Below are 14,037 nucleotides of genomic sequence, written 5' to 3'. Positions count from 1 at the left end.
CATGCCGTCCGGCACCACGGACGGTCAGCGCTCCGTTACGATCATGCCCGTTCCGGCGCTCCCCCTCGACGTCCGGAGGCGTTCTGCCATGCCCAGTTACCAGGCGGTCCTGTTCGACTTCTTCGGCACGCTGACCCGCTGCGTCCAGCGCGGGTCGGCCCACCGCACCATCGCCGAGCTGCTCGGCTGCTCGGCCGACACCCTGATCGAGGTGCTCGACCGCAGCTACTACCAGCGCGCCAGCGGGCGGTTCGGCGACGCCGAGGCGACCCTGCGCTGGGTCTGCGGCCAGGCCGGCGTGCACCCCTCCGACGAGGCGGTACGCGCCGCCGTCGCCTCCCGGCACCGGGCGGTACGCGCCGACACCCGGCTCCGCGCCGAGGCGGTGCCGGTGCTCGCCGCGCTGCGCGGGCAGGGCGTCCGCACCGGCCTGATCAGCGACTGCACGCACGAGCTGCCGGCGTTCCTGCCCCAGCTGGCGGTCGCGCCGCTGCTCGACGTCCGGGTCTTCTCGGTGCAGGTCGGGCGCTGCAAGCCCGATTCGGCGCTCTACCTGGCCGCCTGCCACCGGCTCGGCCTCAGGCCGGCCGACTGCCTCTACGTCGGCGACGGCGGCAGCCAGGAACTCACCGGCGCCGAGCGGGCGGGCATGACGGCGGTCCGGCTGGCCGCCCCGGACCTGGCCGGTCACATGGTCTTCAACGCCGACCACGGCTGGGACGGCCGCGTGCTGACCTCGCTCACCGAGGTGCTCGACCTGCTCGACGCGGTCGCCGTCGGCTGACCGGCCGGCGGGACCGGACGGGGCTCAGCGGCGGCGGACCTTGTGCAGCCGGAACGGCTTGCGGGTGGCCCGGACGACCGGCGCCTCCCGGGGCTGCTCGGCCAGCGAGTCGGCCGGCAGGTCGGCGCCGGACACGGCGGTGCCCGCCGGGCTCAGCAGGTTCACGGCACAGCCCTCGGACGCCCAGCGGGCCACCAGGTCGGCGGCGGGCCCGGAGGCGTTCAGCCGCTTCGCGGCGACCAGCGGCGCCGCGGTCTCCCACTCCTCGGTGCCCGGCCGCAACCGGGTCACCCGGGCCGGCCAGGTGACGATCCGGCCGCCGTGGTCGCCGCGCAGGCTCACCTCGGCCGCGTCCGCGTCGGCCAGCCCGGGGGCGGACTGCTCGCCCGGGCCGGTCACCACCAGCAGCGCGCCGTCGAGCGGCAGGCACCACAACGCGTACGCCGGCCCGCCGGCCACCGACACCCAGGCGACCGCGGCCTTCTTCACCGCCTCGTCCACCAGGGGCGGGGTCAACCGCTCGTCCACCTCGTCGCTCACTCCGGCATCCTCCCGCATCCCGGTCCGGAAGGGTGCTCAGCCCACGAAGGGCGGGACGGCGATCTCGCCCCGGGCCACCGGCATCACGTGGCCGGCGACGGTCGCGCCCACCGCCACCCCGCCGGCCGCGGTCACCGTGCAGGCCAGCGCGGACGGCCGGTTGATCTCGATGCCCTGGCGGACCGCGTAGTCGGAGCGGCCGTCGCCGGGCAGCAGCCCGCTGGCCACCAGCCAGACGCCCAGCCCCAGGGCGGCCGAGCCGGTCGCCGGGTCCTCCGGGACGCCGAGGCCCGGCACGAAGACGCGGGCGTGCGCTGTTTGCGAGTCGGCGTCCCAGGAGAAGACGCTGACGTGCTCGATGCCGTACCGCTCCGCTGCCGCCGCGTTCACCTTGGCGCGGGCCACCGCGTCCGGGCGTACCGGAAGATAGGGGAACTCCAGGCCGCAGCCGGCGACCCGGGGCGCCGGGCCGGCGTGATCGGCGGCGCTGAGGCCGGCCATCTCCAGCAGCGGCTCCGGGTCCAGCTCGGGCCCGAGGGTCGGGGTGCCCCCGGTGAGCGTCGCGCCGGTCGGGGTGACCTCGATCGGCAGCACCCCGGCGCCGCACTCCTGGGTGACCCTGCCCACGTCGAACAGGCCACGCCGGCTCGCGGTGACCGCGGCGCCCACACTGGGATGCCCGGCGAACGGCAGTTCCTCGGCCGGGGTGAAGATCCGCGCCCGGTACGTCGCCCCGACCTGCGTCGGCGGCAGCACGAACACCGTCTCCGACAGGTTGAACTCCAGCGCCAGCGCCTGCATCTGCTCGGTGGCGAGCCCTTCCGCGCCGAACACCACGGCCAGCGGGTTGCCGGCGAACGGGCGGTCGGTGAAGACGTCCACGATCTCGTAGGCCAAGGTCGACATGTTGATAAACACTAGGCCCTTAGGCTGGTGCCCGTGAGCACGCCGAACCGGGTCTACATCGCTCGACTCGCCGGAGTCGCCGTCTTCGACCCGAACGGCGACCAGGTGGGCCGTGTTCGGGACGCCGTCGCCCGCATGCGGCCGACCCAGCGCCCGCCCGAGATCGTGGGGCTGGTCGCCGAGATGCCGATGCGGCGGCGCATCTTCCTCTCCATCAACCGGATCACCTCCATCGACCCGGACGCCGTGGTGCTCGGCAGCGGCACCCTCAACCTGCGCCGCTTCGAGAAGCGCCCGAACGAGCTGCTGGTGCTCCAGGAGCTGCTGGATCGTCGGGTCCAGCTGGACACCGGGCAGGCCGGCTCGGTGGTCGACGTGGCCATGGAGTGCAGCCGTGGCGGCGAGTGGGCGCTGACCCGGGTCGCCGTCCGCGAGCAGACCAGCCGGCTCGCCCGCCGCGGCCACCTGCACCAGGTGGAGTGGGACCGGGTCCGCGGCCTGGGCGGCCTCGCCGACAACCGGGGTACGGCCAACCTGCTCGCCGTGCTGGAGGACATGCGCCCGGCCGACCTGGCCAACGCCCTCCAGGACCTGCCCGACGCCCGGCGCAACGAGGTGGCCGCCGCGCTGGACGACGAGCGCCTCGCCGACGTGCTCGGCGAGCTGCCCGAGCACGACCAGGTGGAGATCCTGGCCGCGCTGGACCGGGAGCGCGCCGCGGACGTGCTGGAGGAGATGGACCCGGACGACGCGGCCGACCTGCTCAACGAGCTGCCCCCGCCGGAGCAGGACGTGCTGCTCGACCTCATGGAGCCGGACGAGGCCACCCCGGTCCGCCAGTTGCTGCGCTACGCCTCCGGCACCGCCGGCAGCGTGATGACCTCCGAGCCGGTGATCCTGCCGCCGGACGCCACGGTGGCCGAGGCGCTGGCCCGGATCCGCGAGCCGCAGCTCTCCCCCGCCGTGGCCGCGCAGGTCTTCGTGACCCGCGCCCCGCTCACCACGCCGACCGGGCGCTACCTGGGCATGGTCCACTTCCAGGCGCTGCTCCGCGAGCCCCCGGCCGACCTGCTCGGCGGTGTCGTCGTCAACGACATAGACCCGCTGCGGCCGACCACCCCGCTGCCCGAGATCACCCGCCGGATGGCCACCTACGACCTGGTTGCCATGCCGGTGGTGGACCGGAGCATGCGGCTGGTCGGCGCGGTGACCGTGGACGACGTGCTGGACCACTCGCTGCCGCGCGACTGGCGGGACCGGGACGCTCTGACGGCCGCGTCCGCCACCGACGAGGAGACGTTGGACGGCCGAGATGGCTGACCAGCGACGGACCGAGCGGCTGGACCAGCCGCGGGCGCCCCGGGGCCTCCGGCTGCCCCGGATCGACGCGGAGACCTTCGGCCGCTGGTCGGAGGGGATCGCCCGGGGCATGGGCACCGCGAACTTCATCGTCTACATGACGCTGGTGATCGCCGCCTGGTTCGCCTGGAACACGCTGGCCCCGGCGAGCCTGCGCTTCGACCCGTACACGTTCACGTTCCTCACCCTGGTGCTCTCCCTCCAGGCCTCGTACGCGGCCCCGCTGATCCTGCTCGCGCAGAACCGGCAGGCCGACCGGGACCGGATCGCGCTGGAGGAGGACCGGCGGCGGGCCACCATGCAGAAGGCCGACACGGAGTACCTGGCCCGGGAGATCGCCGCGCTGCGCATCGCGATGGGTGAGGTGGCGACCCGGGACTTCCTCCGCTCCGAGCTGGCCCGGCTGGCCGAGGAGCTGGACGAGGCGGCCGAGCGGCGGCGGAAGCTGGAGCGCCGGCAGCAGGAGCGGGAGGCCCGGCGGCAGGCCGGCGGGGAGCCGCTCGACGAGCCCCGCGACGACCTCGACGGCGACTTCGCCCACGACGGCCGCTTCGAGGGCTGAACCCGGCCCGGAACGTATTGAACGCCGCGCGCCTCAAGGGGCCAGGCGAGCGGCGTTCGGCTCGATCGTCCCACTTCGCGGCACGCCCCGTCCACCCCTCGGGCGGCCATCGATTCGCTCACACCGGCCCCCGCCAGCGGCGGGCGCCGATCACCGCCGACGTAGCATTGCGGGCATGTCAGCACCCGTCAGCACCGTCTCCGACGCGATCCAGGCCGCCCTGGCCACCGTCAACGACCCGGAGATCCGCCGGCCGATCACCGAGCTCGGCATGGTCCGTTCCGCCGTCGTCGGCGACGACGGCGTGGTCCGGGTCGAGCTGCTGCTCACCGTGGCCGGCTGCCCGCTGAAGGACAAGCTGCGTACCGACATCACGGCCGCCGTCGCGGCGGTGCCCGGCGTGACCGGCGTCGAGATCGAGTTCGGCGTGATGAGCCCGGAGCAGCGCCAGGAGCTCCAGTCGAAGCTGCGCGGCGGCGGGGCCAGCGCCGAGCCGGTCATCCCGTTCGCCCAGCCCGGCTCCCGCACCCGGGTCTACGCGGTCGCCAGCGGCAAGGGCGGCGTCGGCAAGTCCAGCGTCACGGTCAACCTGGCCGCCGCGCTGGCCGCCCGCGGCCTCTCGGTCGGCGTGGTGGACGCCGACATCTACGGCCACTCGGTGCCCCGGATGCTCGGCGCCGACGGCGCGCCCACCCGGGTCGAGGACATGATCATGCCGCCGCAGTCGCACGGCGTGAAGGTCATCTCGATCGGCATGTTCACCCCGGGCAACGCGGCCGTCGTCTGGCGCGGCCCGATGCTGCACCGGGCACTCCAGCAGTTCCTCGCCGACGTCTACTGGGGCGACCTGGACGTGCTCCTGCTCGACCTGCCCCCGGGCACCGGCGACATCGCGATCTCGGTGGCCCAGCTGCTGCCGAACGCGGAGATCCTGGTCGTCACCACCCCGCAGGCGGCCGCCGCCGAGGTGGCCGAGCGGGCCGGCGCCATCGCGCTGCAGACCCACCAGCGGGTGGTCGGCGTGATCGAGAACATGTCCTGGCTGGAGCTGCCGGACGGCTCCCGGATGGAGGTCTTCGGGGCCGGCGGCGGCGAGGCCGTCGCCGAGTCGCTGACCCGGACCATCGGCGCGCAGGTGCCGGTGCTCGGGCAGATCCCGATGGACACCCGGGTCCGCGAGGGCGGCGACGCCGGCAACCCGATCGTGCTGGCCCAGCCGGAGGCCCCGGCCGCCAAGGCGCTGGTCCAGGTCGCCGACCGCCTCGCGGTGCGCCGCGAGTCCCTGCTCGGCAAGCCCCTGGGTCTCAAGCCCGCCGGTCGCTGACCTCCGGAAAGCTCCCCCACCGACCCTCTTCGGCCCGGCCGAGGAGGGTCGGTCCCGTCAGGGGGTCAGGTGGCGTCGTCGTAGGAGGGCCGGGGGGCCGGCGCCGGGGCGCCGCCGGTGGCGGTGGCCGGACGGGTGCCGTTGGTGCGCACGTCGGCCGCCTTGGCCACGTCCTTGAGCTGGTCGTGCACGCCGGTGACGTCCGAGCGCAGGTCGTCGTACATGCTCTGCAGAGGCTTCCGGAGGGCCTTCTCGTCCTCCTCGCTGAGCAGGTGCTTCCGGATGAACGCCTTGGGGTGCAGGTCCTCCAGTTGGATGTCCGTGCCCAGCTCGCGGCTCAGGTCACCGGTGGCGTTCCGCGCCATGTTGCGGAGGTTGCGGACCATCCGGAGGCCGTCGTTGATCACCGTGGGCAGCCGGTCCCCGAAGATCAACAGTGCCAGGAGCAGCAGGGCGCCGATCTCCCACCAGTTCAGGTTCTCGAACACTCGGCCTCCTCGTGGCGTGTCAGGGCAAGACTACGCACGTCAGGTGGCCGACCGGGAGGGGGTGAGGCGTCCTCACTTGGCGTCTGCGGCGAGCGTCACCGAGGCGTTCTGCCGATTCGAACCGCGCCGGTACTCCACCGTCACCACCGAACCCGGGGCGTACTTGCGGACCAGCGCCACCAGGTCGGTCGGGTCGTTCATCGGGTGCCCGTCCAGCCGGAGCACCACGTCCCCGGTCCGCAGCCCGGCCGCCGCGGCCGGCCCGGCCGGCTCGACGCCGTTGAGGCGTACGCCGCCGCCGCTCACGCCGGTGCCGCCCACCTGGGCGCCGATCACCGTACGCCGGGCCTTGCCGGTGCCGATGATGTCCTCGGTGACCCGCTTCGCCTGGTTGATCGGGATGGCGAAGGCGAGCCCGATGTTGCCGGCCTCCTGCCCGTCGGCGACCAGCGACTTGATCGTCGAGTTCACCCCGACCACCCGGCCGGCCCCGTCGACCAACGGGCCGCCGGAGTTGCCGTGGTTGACCGCCGCGTCGGTCTGGATCGCCGCGTAGTAGCGGGTCGGCCCGCCCGGCTCACCGGCCATCATGGTGCGGTCCAGGGCGCTGACGATGCCGGCGGTGACCGTGTTGGCCAGGGAGAGCGGCGAACCGATGGCGAGCACCGGGTCGCCGACGGCGAGCGCGTCCGAGTCGCCGAACTCCACCGGCTTCAGCCCGGTCCGGGTCACCTTGATGACCGCGATGTCCGACTCCGGGTCCTGCCCCACCACGGTGCCCGGTGCGGTGCTGCCGTCGTTGAAGACCACCGTGGCCTTGCCGGGGCCGTCGGCGACCACGTGGTCGTTGGTGATGATGTGCCCGTCGGCGCTCACCACGAAGCCGGAGCCCTCGCTGGTGCCGCCGAGGCTGGCCACCCGGACGGTGACCACGCTGGGCAGCACCTTCTCGGCGACCCCGGCCAGCGACTCGGGCTTGCGCTGGGCGAGCGCCGGGGCCTGCCCGGACTGCGCGCCGAGCGTCGGCACGCCACCGCCGCCGCGCAGGAAGGCGTAGGTCAGCGCGCTGCCGAGCGAGCCGGCGAGCAGGGCGGTGATCAGCGAGATCAGCACCACCTGGCGCAGCCCCGGACGGGTCGGCGCGTCGGGGTCGGTCACCGGCTCCGGCTCGCCGCCGCCGGCGACCGGGGCGGCCGGGACCACCACGGCCGCGGGCGCGTACGGGTCGCGCCAGGGGTCGGCGAGCGCGTCGGACCACCAGGGCGAGGTCGTGCCGCCCCCGGCGCCCTGCGGCGGCTGCCCGGGCCCCGGCCCTCCCGCCGATGCCGGGCTCCCGCCGGGCTGGCGCCAGTCCCAGCCGTCGGTCACGTCGGTGCCTCCCAGTCCGTCCCCCATGCCCCGCTTGGAGGGCCGGCGGAGCCGACCGTGCCGCACGGGACTCCGTCCAGGATTGCACGGATGCCCCGAGTGGAGTCAGGGGTTGCGGCGCGTGATCGTCTGAGGGCGGACTCGCGGCTGCGCCCGTTGAGGCGCGCCTCTAGGCTCTCAGTGCCAACCGACCCCTCGCACCAGTCCGCCCGGAGGTGTCCCATCGCCACGGTCGCCGGCTCCGGCAACTCGACCGCCCAGGCGCTCCAGTTCGCCGAGTCGTACGTCACCGAGGACCTCGTGCTGCGGACGGCCCGCGCCCTCGCCCACGAGGTGGGCGTCGACGCGGTGACGCCGGGCGCCGGGGCCGCGCTGCGCCTGCTCGCCGCCGCCGGGAACGCCCGGGCGGTGGTGGAGATCGGCACCGGCACCGGGGTGAGCGGGGTCTGGTTGCTCCGCGGCATGCGCCCCGACGGGGTGCTCACCACCATCGACGTGGAGGTCGAGCACCAGCGCATCGCGCGGCGGCTGTTCCAGGAGGCGGGTTTCGCGTCGGGCCGTACCCGGATCATCACCGGTCGGGCCCTCGACGTGCTGCCGCGGCTCGCGGACGGCGCCTACGACCTGGTCTTCGTCGACGCCGAGGCGGCCGGCTTCGCCGCCTGCGTGGACGCCGCGTTGCGGCTGCTGCGCCGCGGCGGGGTGCTCGCGCTCAACGGGGCCCTGGCCGGCGGCCGGATCGGCGATCCGGCCGCCCGCGACGTGGAGACGGTGACCGTGCGGGAGACCATCAAGGCGATCCGCGAGTCGGAGCACTGGGTGCCGGCGCTGCTGCCGGTCGGGCACGGCCTGCTGGCCGCCGTGAAGGGCTGACCGCCTCCGGTCAGGCCAGCGTGGCCAGCCAGCGCAGCAGCCCGCGGACGCCCCAACCGGTGGCGCCCTTGACCAGTTCGCCGTGCACGTCGTCCGACCAGGAGGGTGCGGACATGTCCACGTGCACCCAGCGGTCGCGCAGGTCGCCGGTGAACTCGCGGAGGAAGAGCGCGGCGACCACCGAGCCGGCGCCCCGGTTCGGGGAGCTGTGCAGGTCGGCGATCTCGCTGCCCAGGTACTCGACGTAGTCGTCGGCCAGCGGCATCCGCCAGGCCCGCTCGCCGGCCGCCGTGATCGCGTCCAGCAGGCCGGCGGCGAGGTCGTCGTTCTCGCTGTAGAGGGCGGCGTGCCGCTTGCCCAGCGCCACCGCGTTCGCCCCGGTCAGGGTGGCCAGGTCGACCAGCAGGTCGGGCTTCAGCTCCCGCACCGCGTACGCCATGGCGTCGGCGAGCACCAGCCGGCCCTCGGCGTCGGAGTTGGTGCTCTCGCTGGTCACGCCGCCGTAGTGGCGGACGATGTCGCCGGGGCGGAACGCCGAGCCGCTCACCATGTTCTCGGCGAGCGGGGCCAGCGTGGTGACCCGCACCGGCAGCCCGAGCGTGGCGGCGCCCAGGGTGGCGGCGACCACCGCGGCGGCACCGGCCATGTCCTTGCGCATCAGCTTCATGGCCGGCACCGGCTTGATCGAGATGCCGCCGGTGTCGAAGGTGATCCCCTTGCCGACGAGCACCACGTGGGTACGCGCGTCGGCCGGCCGCCAGTCGAGCTCGACCAGGCGGGGGCCGCTGGCCGAGCCGCCGCCGACGGCCAGGATGCCGCCGAAGCCCTCGGCGACCAGGTCCTCCGGCCCCCGCACCCGCAGGTGCAGGTCGGCGCGGCCGGACGCGGCGGAGGCCACCTCAGCGGCGAACCACTCCGGGTTCTTGGTCGACGAGGGGGTGTTGGTCAGGTCCCGGGCCAGCCGGGTCATCTCGGCGGTGGTCCGGGCGGTGGCCAGGGTCGGCGCGAGCGCCTCCGGGTCGCCGACCACGACGTCCACCTCGGCCAGCGCGGATGTGCCGCCGGCCTCGGTCAGCCGGTAGCGGTAGGAGCCGAGCAGCAGCCCCTCGGCCAGGCCGCGCAGCGCGTCCGCGGCCTCGTCGGGCAGAGCAATCGTGATGTGCGTCTCATCCTTGGCAGCCCGGGCCAGGGCCGCGCCGGCGACCCGCCAGTCGTGCTCGTCACCGGCGCCGACGCCGAGCAGCCAGAGCCGGGCGGGGCTGCCGCTGGGACGCAGGTGCTCCCGCACCTCCCCGGCGGCGCCGGTGAGCCGGGTGGCGGGCAGCAGCGCGATCGCCTCGGCCCGGACGTCGTCGCCGGTCGGGGTGGCGGTGGGGACCAGCGCGGCCGGGGTGTCCGGCCCCTCGGGACGAATGGGCAGGACGAGGGTGTCGGGCCGCGCGGGCCCGCTCACCAGACGAATGGCCAGCACGCTGGACCGTACCTCCGAAACTGCTCGAAGCGGGACACTTTGCCGCTCACCGGGCGATGAAGGCCCTGAGCCACCGGCTCGGCCGGTGGCTCAGGGTATGACGAACCGTCCGCGCGACAGACGTCGCGCGGACCGCTCCTCGAATCAGCCGGCGGCCGCCTTCAGCGCGTCACCCAGCGCGGTGGCCTCGTCGGGAGTCATCTCGACGACGAGCCGGCCACCACCCTCCAGCGGGACCCGCATGACGATGCCCCGGCCCTCCTTGGTGACCTCCAGCGGACCGTCGCCCGTCCGCGGCTTCATCGCCGCCATGTTGTCTCCCCTCAGACCTACACCAGGGTTGGTGGGTTGCCCCACAGCCACTTCGTCATAACCACCCGCAACCGTCGCGGGGGCGTCGACCAACGATTTTCCCTGATGAACACCGCCGGACCCAAACCGAAGCAGCATTGATGTAACAGCACCTAGCTTATCTTGGATAGGCCTGTCACAATGTGCGGTCATGCAGGCACGGTCGGCACTCTTCGACCTGTACGGCGACCACCTCCGGGCGAGGGGTGGCCGCGCACCGGTCGCCGCCCTGGTCAAGCTGCTGGCACCGCTCGGGATCGCGCCACCGGCGGTGCGCACCGCGGTCTCCCGGATGGTCCGCCAGGGCTGGCTCGAACCGCTCCGGCTCGCCTCGGGACCCGGATATTCGATCACACCGAAGGCGGCCCGGCGGCTGGACGAGGCGGGCGCCCGGATCTACCGCACGGGCCGGCACGCCTGGGACGGCCGGTTCGACCTGCTGGTGCTGGAGGCCCCCGCGTCCCGGCGGGACCGGCAGCGGCTCGCCGCCAACCTGACCTTCCTCGGCTACGGCACGCTCGACGACTGCACCTGGGTGGCGACCCGTCCGGGTGAGGACGTCGACGTCCTGCTCGCCGAGGCCGGGGTGCGCTACGAGCGGTTCACGGCCGCGCACGCCGCCGGCACCCCCGGCGCCATGGGAGTGGTCCGCCGCGCCTGGGACCTGGCCGAGATCGGCCGCGCCTACGAGCGGTTCGTCGCCGAGCAGAAGCCGTTGCTCACCGGGGTCACCGTGCGCAGCAGCGACGAGGAGGCGTACGCGGCCCGGTTCCGGCTGGTGCACGCGTGGCGTACCTTCCTGTTCCGGGACCCGCAGTTGCCGCCGGCACTGCTCCCCGAGCGCTGGCCGGGCAGCAGCGCCGCCAGCTTCTTCGACCGACACGCGGCCCGGCTCCGGCCGCCCGCCGACCGGTACGTCGAGCAGTGCCTCGACGCCAGCAACCGCCTCGCCCGACAGAAGGGTCGTTAGAAACGTGACCGAGCCGCTGCTCGTCGACCGCACCGACGCCGTCGTCACCCTGACGCTGAACCGCCCGACGGCGATGAACTCGCTCGACGTGGCGCTCAAGGAGGCGCTCCGGGACACCCTGGCGGAGCTGGAGGCCGACCGGTCCTGCCGGGCGGTCGTGCTGGCCGGCGCGGGCGGCTCGTTCAGCGCCGGGCAGGACCTGCGGGAGCACGTGCAGACCCTGGAGTCCGCCGACGCCGACCCCCTGGGCACCGTGCGGGCCCACTACAACCCGATCGCCGCCCGGCTGGCCAACCTGCCCAAGCCGGTGATCGCCGCGGTCCGGGGCATGGCCGCCGGGGCCGGCGCCTCGCTGGCGTTCCTCGCCGACTTCCGGATCGGCGGCCCGAAGACCCGGTTCCTGATGGCCTTCGCCGGGGTCGGGCTCGCCGCCGACACCGGCGCCTCCTGGACGCTCCCCCGGCTCGTCGGGCACGCCAAGGCCGTCGAGCTGCTGATGCTCGCCGAGCCCGTGGGCGCCGAGGACGCCTGCCGGCTGGGCCTGCTCACCCGGCTCGTGGACGACGACGAGCAGGTGCTCCCGGCCGCGCAGGAGCTGGCCGCCCGGCTCGCCGCCGGCCCGACCGTCGCCTACGGGGCGATCAAGCGCCAGCTCTCCATCGCCGACGCCGGCACCCTGGCCGACGCGCTGGCCGCCGAGGCGCAGGCCCAGGCGATCTGCGGCGCCACCGCCGACCACCGGGCCGCCACCATGGCCTTCGTGAACAAGCAGAAGCCGGTCTTCGAGGGCCGCTGACCCGCCCCCGGGTCAGTCGTCCTCCTCGGGATCCTGGTTGGCCTCGGCGCCGAGCACGAATGCCTGCATGGCCAGCTCGTCGCCGGCCGGCGAGACGAAGGCGGGCAGCTCGCGCGGGCCCAGCTCCTGCACGTAGGCCCAGAAGAGCCGGACCGCCTCGGCGGGCGACGCCGCCTCGATCGGCAGGTCGAGGCTGACCAGCCAGGAACGGCGGGCCGGCGGCGGGCCGATCCGGTCGGCCAGCTCGCGGAAGCGGGCCGGGTCGAGGCCGGTGACCGGCCCGTCGAGGGCCAGGCCGGCGACCGGCACCGGCTCGTCCAGCACGCGTCGGGTGTACGTCACCACGAGCACCCCGGGACCGGCCTCCGACTGCGGGTCGTCCGGGTCCTCCCGGACCTCCCCGGTGGCCAGCGCGACCCGGCCGAGCGCCACCAGCCGCAGCGGCTCGTCGACCAGCACCGCGACCGGGTCACCGGGGCGGGGGCGGACGGCCGCGTCGAGCCCGGTCAGCTCCAGCGTGTCGTGGTGCACCAGCCGCTCGGCCTCGTAGCGCTCGGCGGGCAGCAGCACCCCCCAGGCGCCCGGCGCGGTGCCGCCCTCGATCGTCCCGCTCGTCCGCGGCTCGGTGTCGGTCATGTCCCAATCCCATCACGCCGGACCGGGGCCGGTCCCGGCGCGTCCGCCGTCCGGGTCACGCCCCGGGGCGCTCGCCGGCCACGTGGCAGCCGGCGAGATGGTCGTCGACCATGCCGGTGGCCTGCATGAGCGCGTAGGCCGTGGTCGGGCCGACGAAGCGGAAGCCGCTCTTCTTGAGCGCCTTGGCCATGGCCGTGGACTCCGGGGTGAGCGCCGGCACCTCGGCGAACGACCGCGGCCGGGCCGCCCGGGGCGGCGGCGCGTAGGACCAGAGCAGCGCGGAGAGGCCGTCGGGCAGCACCAGGGCGGCCCGGGCGTTGGCGATGGCCGCCTCGACCTTGGCCCGGTTGCGGACGATGCCGGCGTCGGCCAGCAGCCGGGCCACGTCGGCCTCGCCGTAGCCGGCGACCTTCTCGATCCGGAACTCGTCGAAGGCGAGCCGGAACGCGGGCCGCTTGCGCAGGATGGTCAGCCAGGACAGGCCGGACTGGAACGCCTCCAGGGTCAGCCGCTCGTAGAGCGCGTCGTCGCCGCGCAGTGGCCGGCCCCACTCCTCGTCGTGGTAGACGGCATAGTCCGGGGTGCTCGCCCCCCAGGCGCAGCGGGGCAGCCCGTCGGCGCCGGTCACCAGGTCAGTCACGCCGTACACGGTAGGTCAGCCCACCGACAACCGGCCGCGCGCGGCGGTCAGGGCAGCCGGCCCTGCTCCACCAGCCGGGCGAACTTCTTCAGCGCCTGGGTCAGGCCGAACTTCGAGCCCGGCCAGAGCACCGGCCAGGCCACCCGGCCGGCCGTCCCGCCGGGCAGGTGGAACCACTCGTGCCAGACCACCTGGGTCCGGTCCCGCGCCATCGGGGTGCAGCGCAGCACGCCGGGGCCGCGCAGCAGCCGGCCGCAGTGCACCACCCCGACCTCGTACGGCGCGTCCACCCGGACCACCCGCATCTCGTCACGGACCACGGCCGGGCCGAGCGCGGTGACCGCCTCGACCAGGCTCCCCTCGCCGCCGTCCCCCTCGACCACGCGGACGGTGGTGAACGGGATCCAGTCGGACTGCCGCTCCCAGGCGGTCAGCGCGGCGAAGACCCGCTCGGCCGGCGCCTTGACGATCACCGTCGCGGTGACCTCGGCGGCCCCGGGCTGCGCCGCCTCGGCGAAGCCGGCGCCGCCTTCCGCGCCCGTCACGCGGACTCCGAGCGGACCACCGGCCCGCGTTCCCGGTCGTCGTCGCGGGCGGCCCCGTTGGTCGGGGCGGCCTCGGCGGTGGGGTCACGGTCGGCGGGGGTGGCGGTCGCGTCGGCGGGCGGCCGGAGGCCGACCTCGGGCGGGGTCTGGTCGACCGGGGCCGCCACCGGGGCGATCGGGGCCGGGCCGCCGGTGGGTGCCGACGGGCCGGCGGACGGCAGCGTGGCCACGTCCTCGACGGCGGCGGCGGCCGGGGCCTCCGCCACGCCGGCCTCGGCGGTGAGCGGCTCGGCGGCCGGCGGTTCGGCGATCGGCGGCTCGGCGGCCGGCGGGTCGGCGGCCGGCGGCGGCGCGGCCGCGCAGGCCGCGCAGGCGTACGCGAAAAGTCTGCTCCGCCAGCGCGACACCGGCTGGCAGGCGGTGG

At 74.9% G+C, this 14,037-nt stretch carries 16 protein-coding genes and 1 pseudogene; 7 read left to right on the top strand and 10 right to left on the bottom strand.

Annotated elements, in window-relative coordinates; genetic code table 11:
• The first annotated feature begins 88 nt into the window (after nt 1–88).
• Entirely contained in the window at nt 89–784 is a 696-nt protein-coding gene (locus ABZV78_RS01615) for an HAD family hydrolase (protein WP_355634837.1), read from the top strand.
• 24 nt (nt 785–808) lie between these two features.
• Here ABZV78_RS01615 and ABZV78_RS01610 read toward each other — a convergent pair whose 3' ends face one another.
• Nucleotides 809–1,342, bottom strand: a complete 534-nt coding sequence (locus tag ABZV78_RS01610) for a hypothetical protein (protein WP_355634836.1) — start codon at nt 1,340–1,342, stop codon at nt 809–811.
• Nucleotides 1,343–1,360: 18 nt separating this feature from the next.
• Nucleotides 1,361–2,230 carry a PhzF family phenazine biosynthesis protein gene (locus tag ABZV78_RS01605; protein WP_355634835.1) on the bottom strand — a complete coding sequence of 290 codons (870 nt, stop codon included), beginning with the start codon at nt 2,228–2,230 and terminating at the stop codon, nt 1,361–1,363.
• A gap of 33 nt (nt 2,231–2,263) precedes the next feature.
• Between ABZV78_RS01605 and ABZV78_RS01600 the strand changes: the two genes are divergently transcribed.
• The 3 genes from ABZV78_RS01600 (at nt 2,264) to ABZV78_RS01590 (ending at nt 5,475) form a co-directional block, all read left to right on the top strand.
• The gene (locus tag ABZV78_RS01600) at nt 2,264–3,550 is read left to right on the top strand and encodes a CBS domain-containing protein (RefSeq protein ID WP_355634834.1); all 1,287 of its coding nucleotides are present in this window, start codon (nt 2,264–2,266) and stop codon (nt 3,548–3,550) included.
• A complete protein-coding gene (locus ABZV78_RS01595) occupies nt 3,543–4,151 on the top strand; it encodes a DUF1003 domain-containing protein (protein WP_355634833.1) in 609 nt (202 codons plus the stop codon). The genes ABZV78_RS01600 and ABZV78_RS01595 overlap by 8 nt, the downstream gene beginning before the upstream one ends.
• Nucleotides 4,152–4,326: 175 nt before the next feature.
• On the top strand, nt 4,327–5,475 hold the full coding sequence (locus ABZV78_RS01590; protein WP_355634832.1) for an Mrp/NBP35 family ATP-binding protein: 1,149 nt from the start codon (nt 4,327–4,329) through the stop codon (nt 5,473–5,475).
• Between the two features lie 65 nt (nt 5,476–5,540).
• Here the strand turns inward: ABZV78_RS01590 and ABZV78_RS01585 are convergent, their stop codons facing one another.
• Both ABZV78_RS01585 and ABZV78_RS01580 read right to left on the bottom strand, forming a co-directional pair.
• A complete protein-coding gene (locus ABZV78_RS01585; protein WP_355634831.1) occupies nt 5,541–5,963 on the bottom strand; it encodes a preprotein translocase subunit TatB in 423 nt (140 codons plus the stop codon).
• Nucleotides 5,964–6,035: 72 nt separating this feature from the next.
• The gene (locus tag ABZV78_RS01580; protein ID WP_355634949.1) at nt 6,036–7,346 is read right to left on the bottom strand and encodes a trypsin-like peptidase domain-containing protein; all 1,311 of its coding nucleotides are present in this window, start codon (nt 7,344–7,346) and stop codon (nt 6,036–6,038) included.
• Nucleotides 7,347–7,553: 207 nt separating this feature from the next.
• Between ABZV78_RS01580 and ABZV78_RS01575 the strand changes: the two genes are divergently transcribed.
• Complete coding sequence (locus tag ABZV78_RS01575) at nt 7,554–8,204, top strand: O-methyltransferase (RefSeq protein ID WP_355634948.1); 651 nt, start codon at nt 7,554–7,556, stop codon at nt 8,202–8,204.
• A 10-nt stretch (nt 8,205–8,214) separates the two neighbouring features.
• On the opposite strand, the gene ABZV78_RS01570 is transcribed toward ABZV78_RS01575, so the two are convergent.
• On the bottom strand, nt 8,215–9,675 hold the full coding sequence (locus ABZV78_RS01570) for a leucyl aminopeptidase family protein (protein WP_355634830.1): 1,461 nt from the start codon (nt 9,673–9,675) through the stop codon (nt 8,215–8,217).
• 144 nt (nt 9,676–9,819) lie between these two features.
• A complete protein-coding gene (locus ABZV78_RS01565; RefSeq protein ID WP_013283866.1) occupies nt 9,820–9,987 on the bottom strand; it encodes a DUF3117 domain-containing protein in 168 nt (55 codons plus the stop codon).
• Nucleotides 9,988–10,177: 190 nt separating this feature from the next.
• Here ABZV78_RS01565 and ABZV78_RS01560 point away from each other — a divergent pair, with 190 nt between their 5' ends.
• Nucleotides 10,178–10,996 (top strand): PaaX family transcriptional regulator C-terminal domain-containing protein, encoded by an 819-nt coding sequence (locus tag ABZV78_RS01560; RefSeq protein WP_355634829.1) that lies wholly within the window; start codon nt 10,178–10,180, stop codon nt 10,994–10,996.
• Between the two features lie 4 nt (nt 10,997–11,000).
• The gene (locus tag ABZV78_RS01555; RefSeq protein ID WP_107076012.1) at nt 11,001–11,792 is read left to right on the top strand and encodes an enoyl-CoA hydratase-related protein; all 792 of its coding nucleotides are present in this window, start codon (nt 11,001–11,003) and stop codon (nt 11,790–11,792) included.
• Between the two features lie 12 nt (nt 11,793–11,804).
• Here ABZV78_RS01555 and ABZV78_RS01550 read toward each other — a convergent pair whose 3' ends face one another.
• The 4 genes and pseudogenes from ABZV78_RS01550 to ABZV78_RS01535 form a co-directional block, all read right to left on the bottom strand.
• Nucleotides 11,805–12,428, bottom strand: a complete 624-nt coding sequence (locus ABZV78_RS01550) for a hypothetical protein (protein WP_355634828.1) — start codon at nt 12,426–12,428, stop codon at nt 11,805–11,807.
• A 55-nt stretch (nt 12,429–12,483) separates the two neighbouring features.
• The gene (locus ABZV78_RS01545) at nt 12,484–13,068 is read right to left on the bottom strand and encodes a DNA-3-methyladenine glycosylase I (RefSeq protein WP_355634827.1); all 585 of its coding nucleotides are present in this window, start codon (nt 13,066–13,068) and stop codon (nt 12,484–12,486) included.
• Nucleotides 13,069–13,115: 47 nt separating this feature from the next.
• Nucleotides 13,116–13,613, bottom strand: a complete 498-nt coding sequence (locus ABZV78_RS01540) for an SRPBCC family protein (protein ID WP_355634826.1) — start codon at nt 13,611–13,613, stop codon at nt 13,116–13,118.
• Nucleotides 13,610–14,037: pseudogene (locus ABZV78_RS01535) on the bottom strand (hypothetical protein); the annotation flags it as partial. The gene ABZV78_RS01540 and the pseudogene ABZV78_RS01535, both read right to left, overlap by 4 nt.

This window comes from Micromonospora sp. NPDC004540 (assembly GCF_040610095.1).
Classification (GTDB): Bacteria; Actinomycetota; Actinomycetes; order Mycobacteriales; family Micromonosporaceae; genus Micromonospora.
The sequence above is the reverse complement of the archived record's forward strand: the minus strand, read 5'-3'. Positions and strand labels throughout refer to the sequence as shown.

What these genes read in the sequence shown, in the direction of transcription:
- ABZV78_RS01615 (WP_355634837.1), top strand. Translation starts at nt 89, where the DNA reads ATGCCCAGTTACCAGGCGGTCCTGTTCGACTTCTTCGGCACGCTGACC.
- ABZV78_RS01610 (WP_355634836.1), bottom strand. Translation starts at nt 1,342, where the DNA reads ATGCGGGAGGATGCCGGAGTGAGCGACGAGGTGGACGAGCGGTTGACC.
- ABZV78_RS01605 (WP_355634835.1), bottom strand. Translation starts at nt 2,230, where the DNA reads ATGTCGACCTTGGCCTACGAGATCGTGGACGTCTTCACCGACCGCCCG.
- ABZV78_RS01595 (WP_355634833.1), top strand. Translation starts at nt 3,543, where the DNA reads ATGGCTGACCAGCGACGGACCGAGCGGCTGGACCAGCCGCGGGCGCCC.
- ABZV78_RS01590 (WP_355634832.1), top strand. Translation starts at nt 4,327, where the DNA reads ATGTCAGCACCCGTCAGCACCGTCTCCGACGCGATCCAGGCCGCCCTG.
- ABZV78_RS01565 (WP_013283866.1), bottom strand. Translation starts at nt 9,987, where the DNA reads ATGGCGGCGATGAAGCCGCGGACGGGCGACGGTCCGCTGGAGGTCACC.
- ABZV78_RS01560 (WP_355634829.1), top strand. Translation starts at nt 10,178, where the DNA reads ATGCAGGCACGGTCGGCACTCTTCGACCTGTACGGCGACCACCTCCGG.
- ABZV78_RS01550 (WP_355634828.1), bottom strand. Translation starts at nt 12,428, where the DNA reads ATGACCGACACCGAGCCGCGGACGAGCGGGACGATCGAGGGCGGCACC.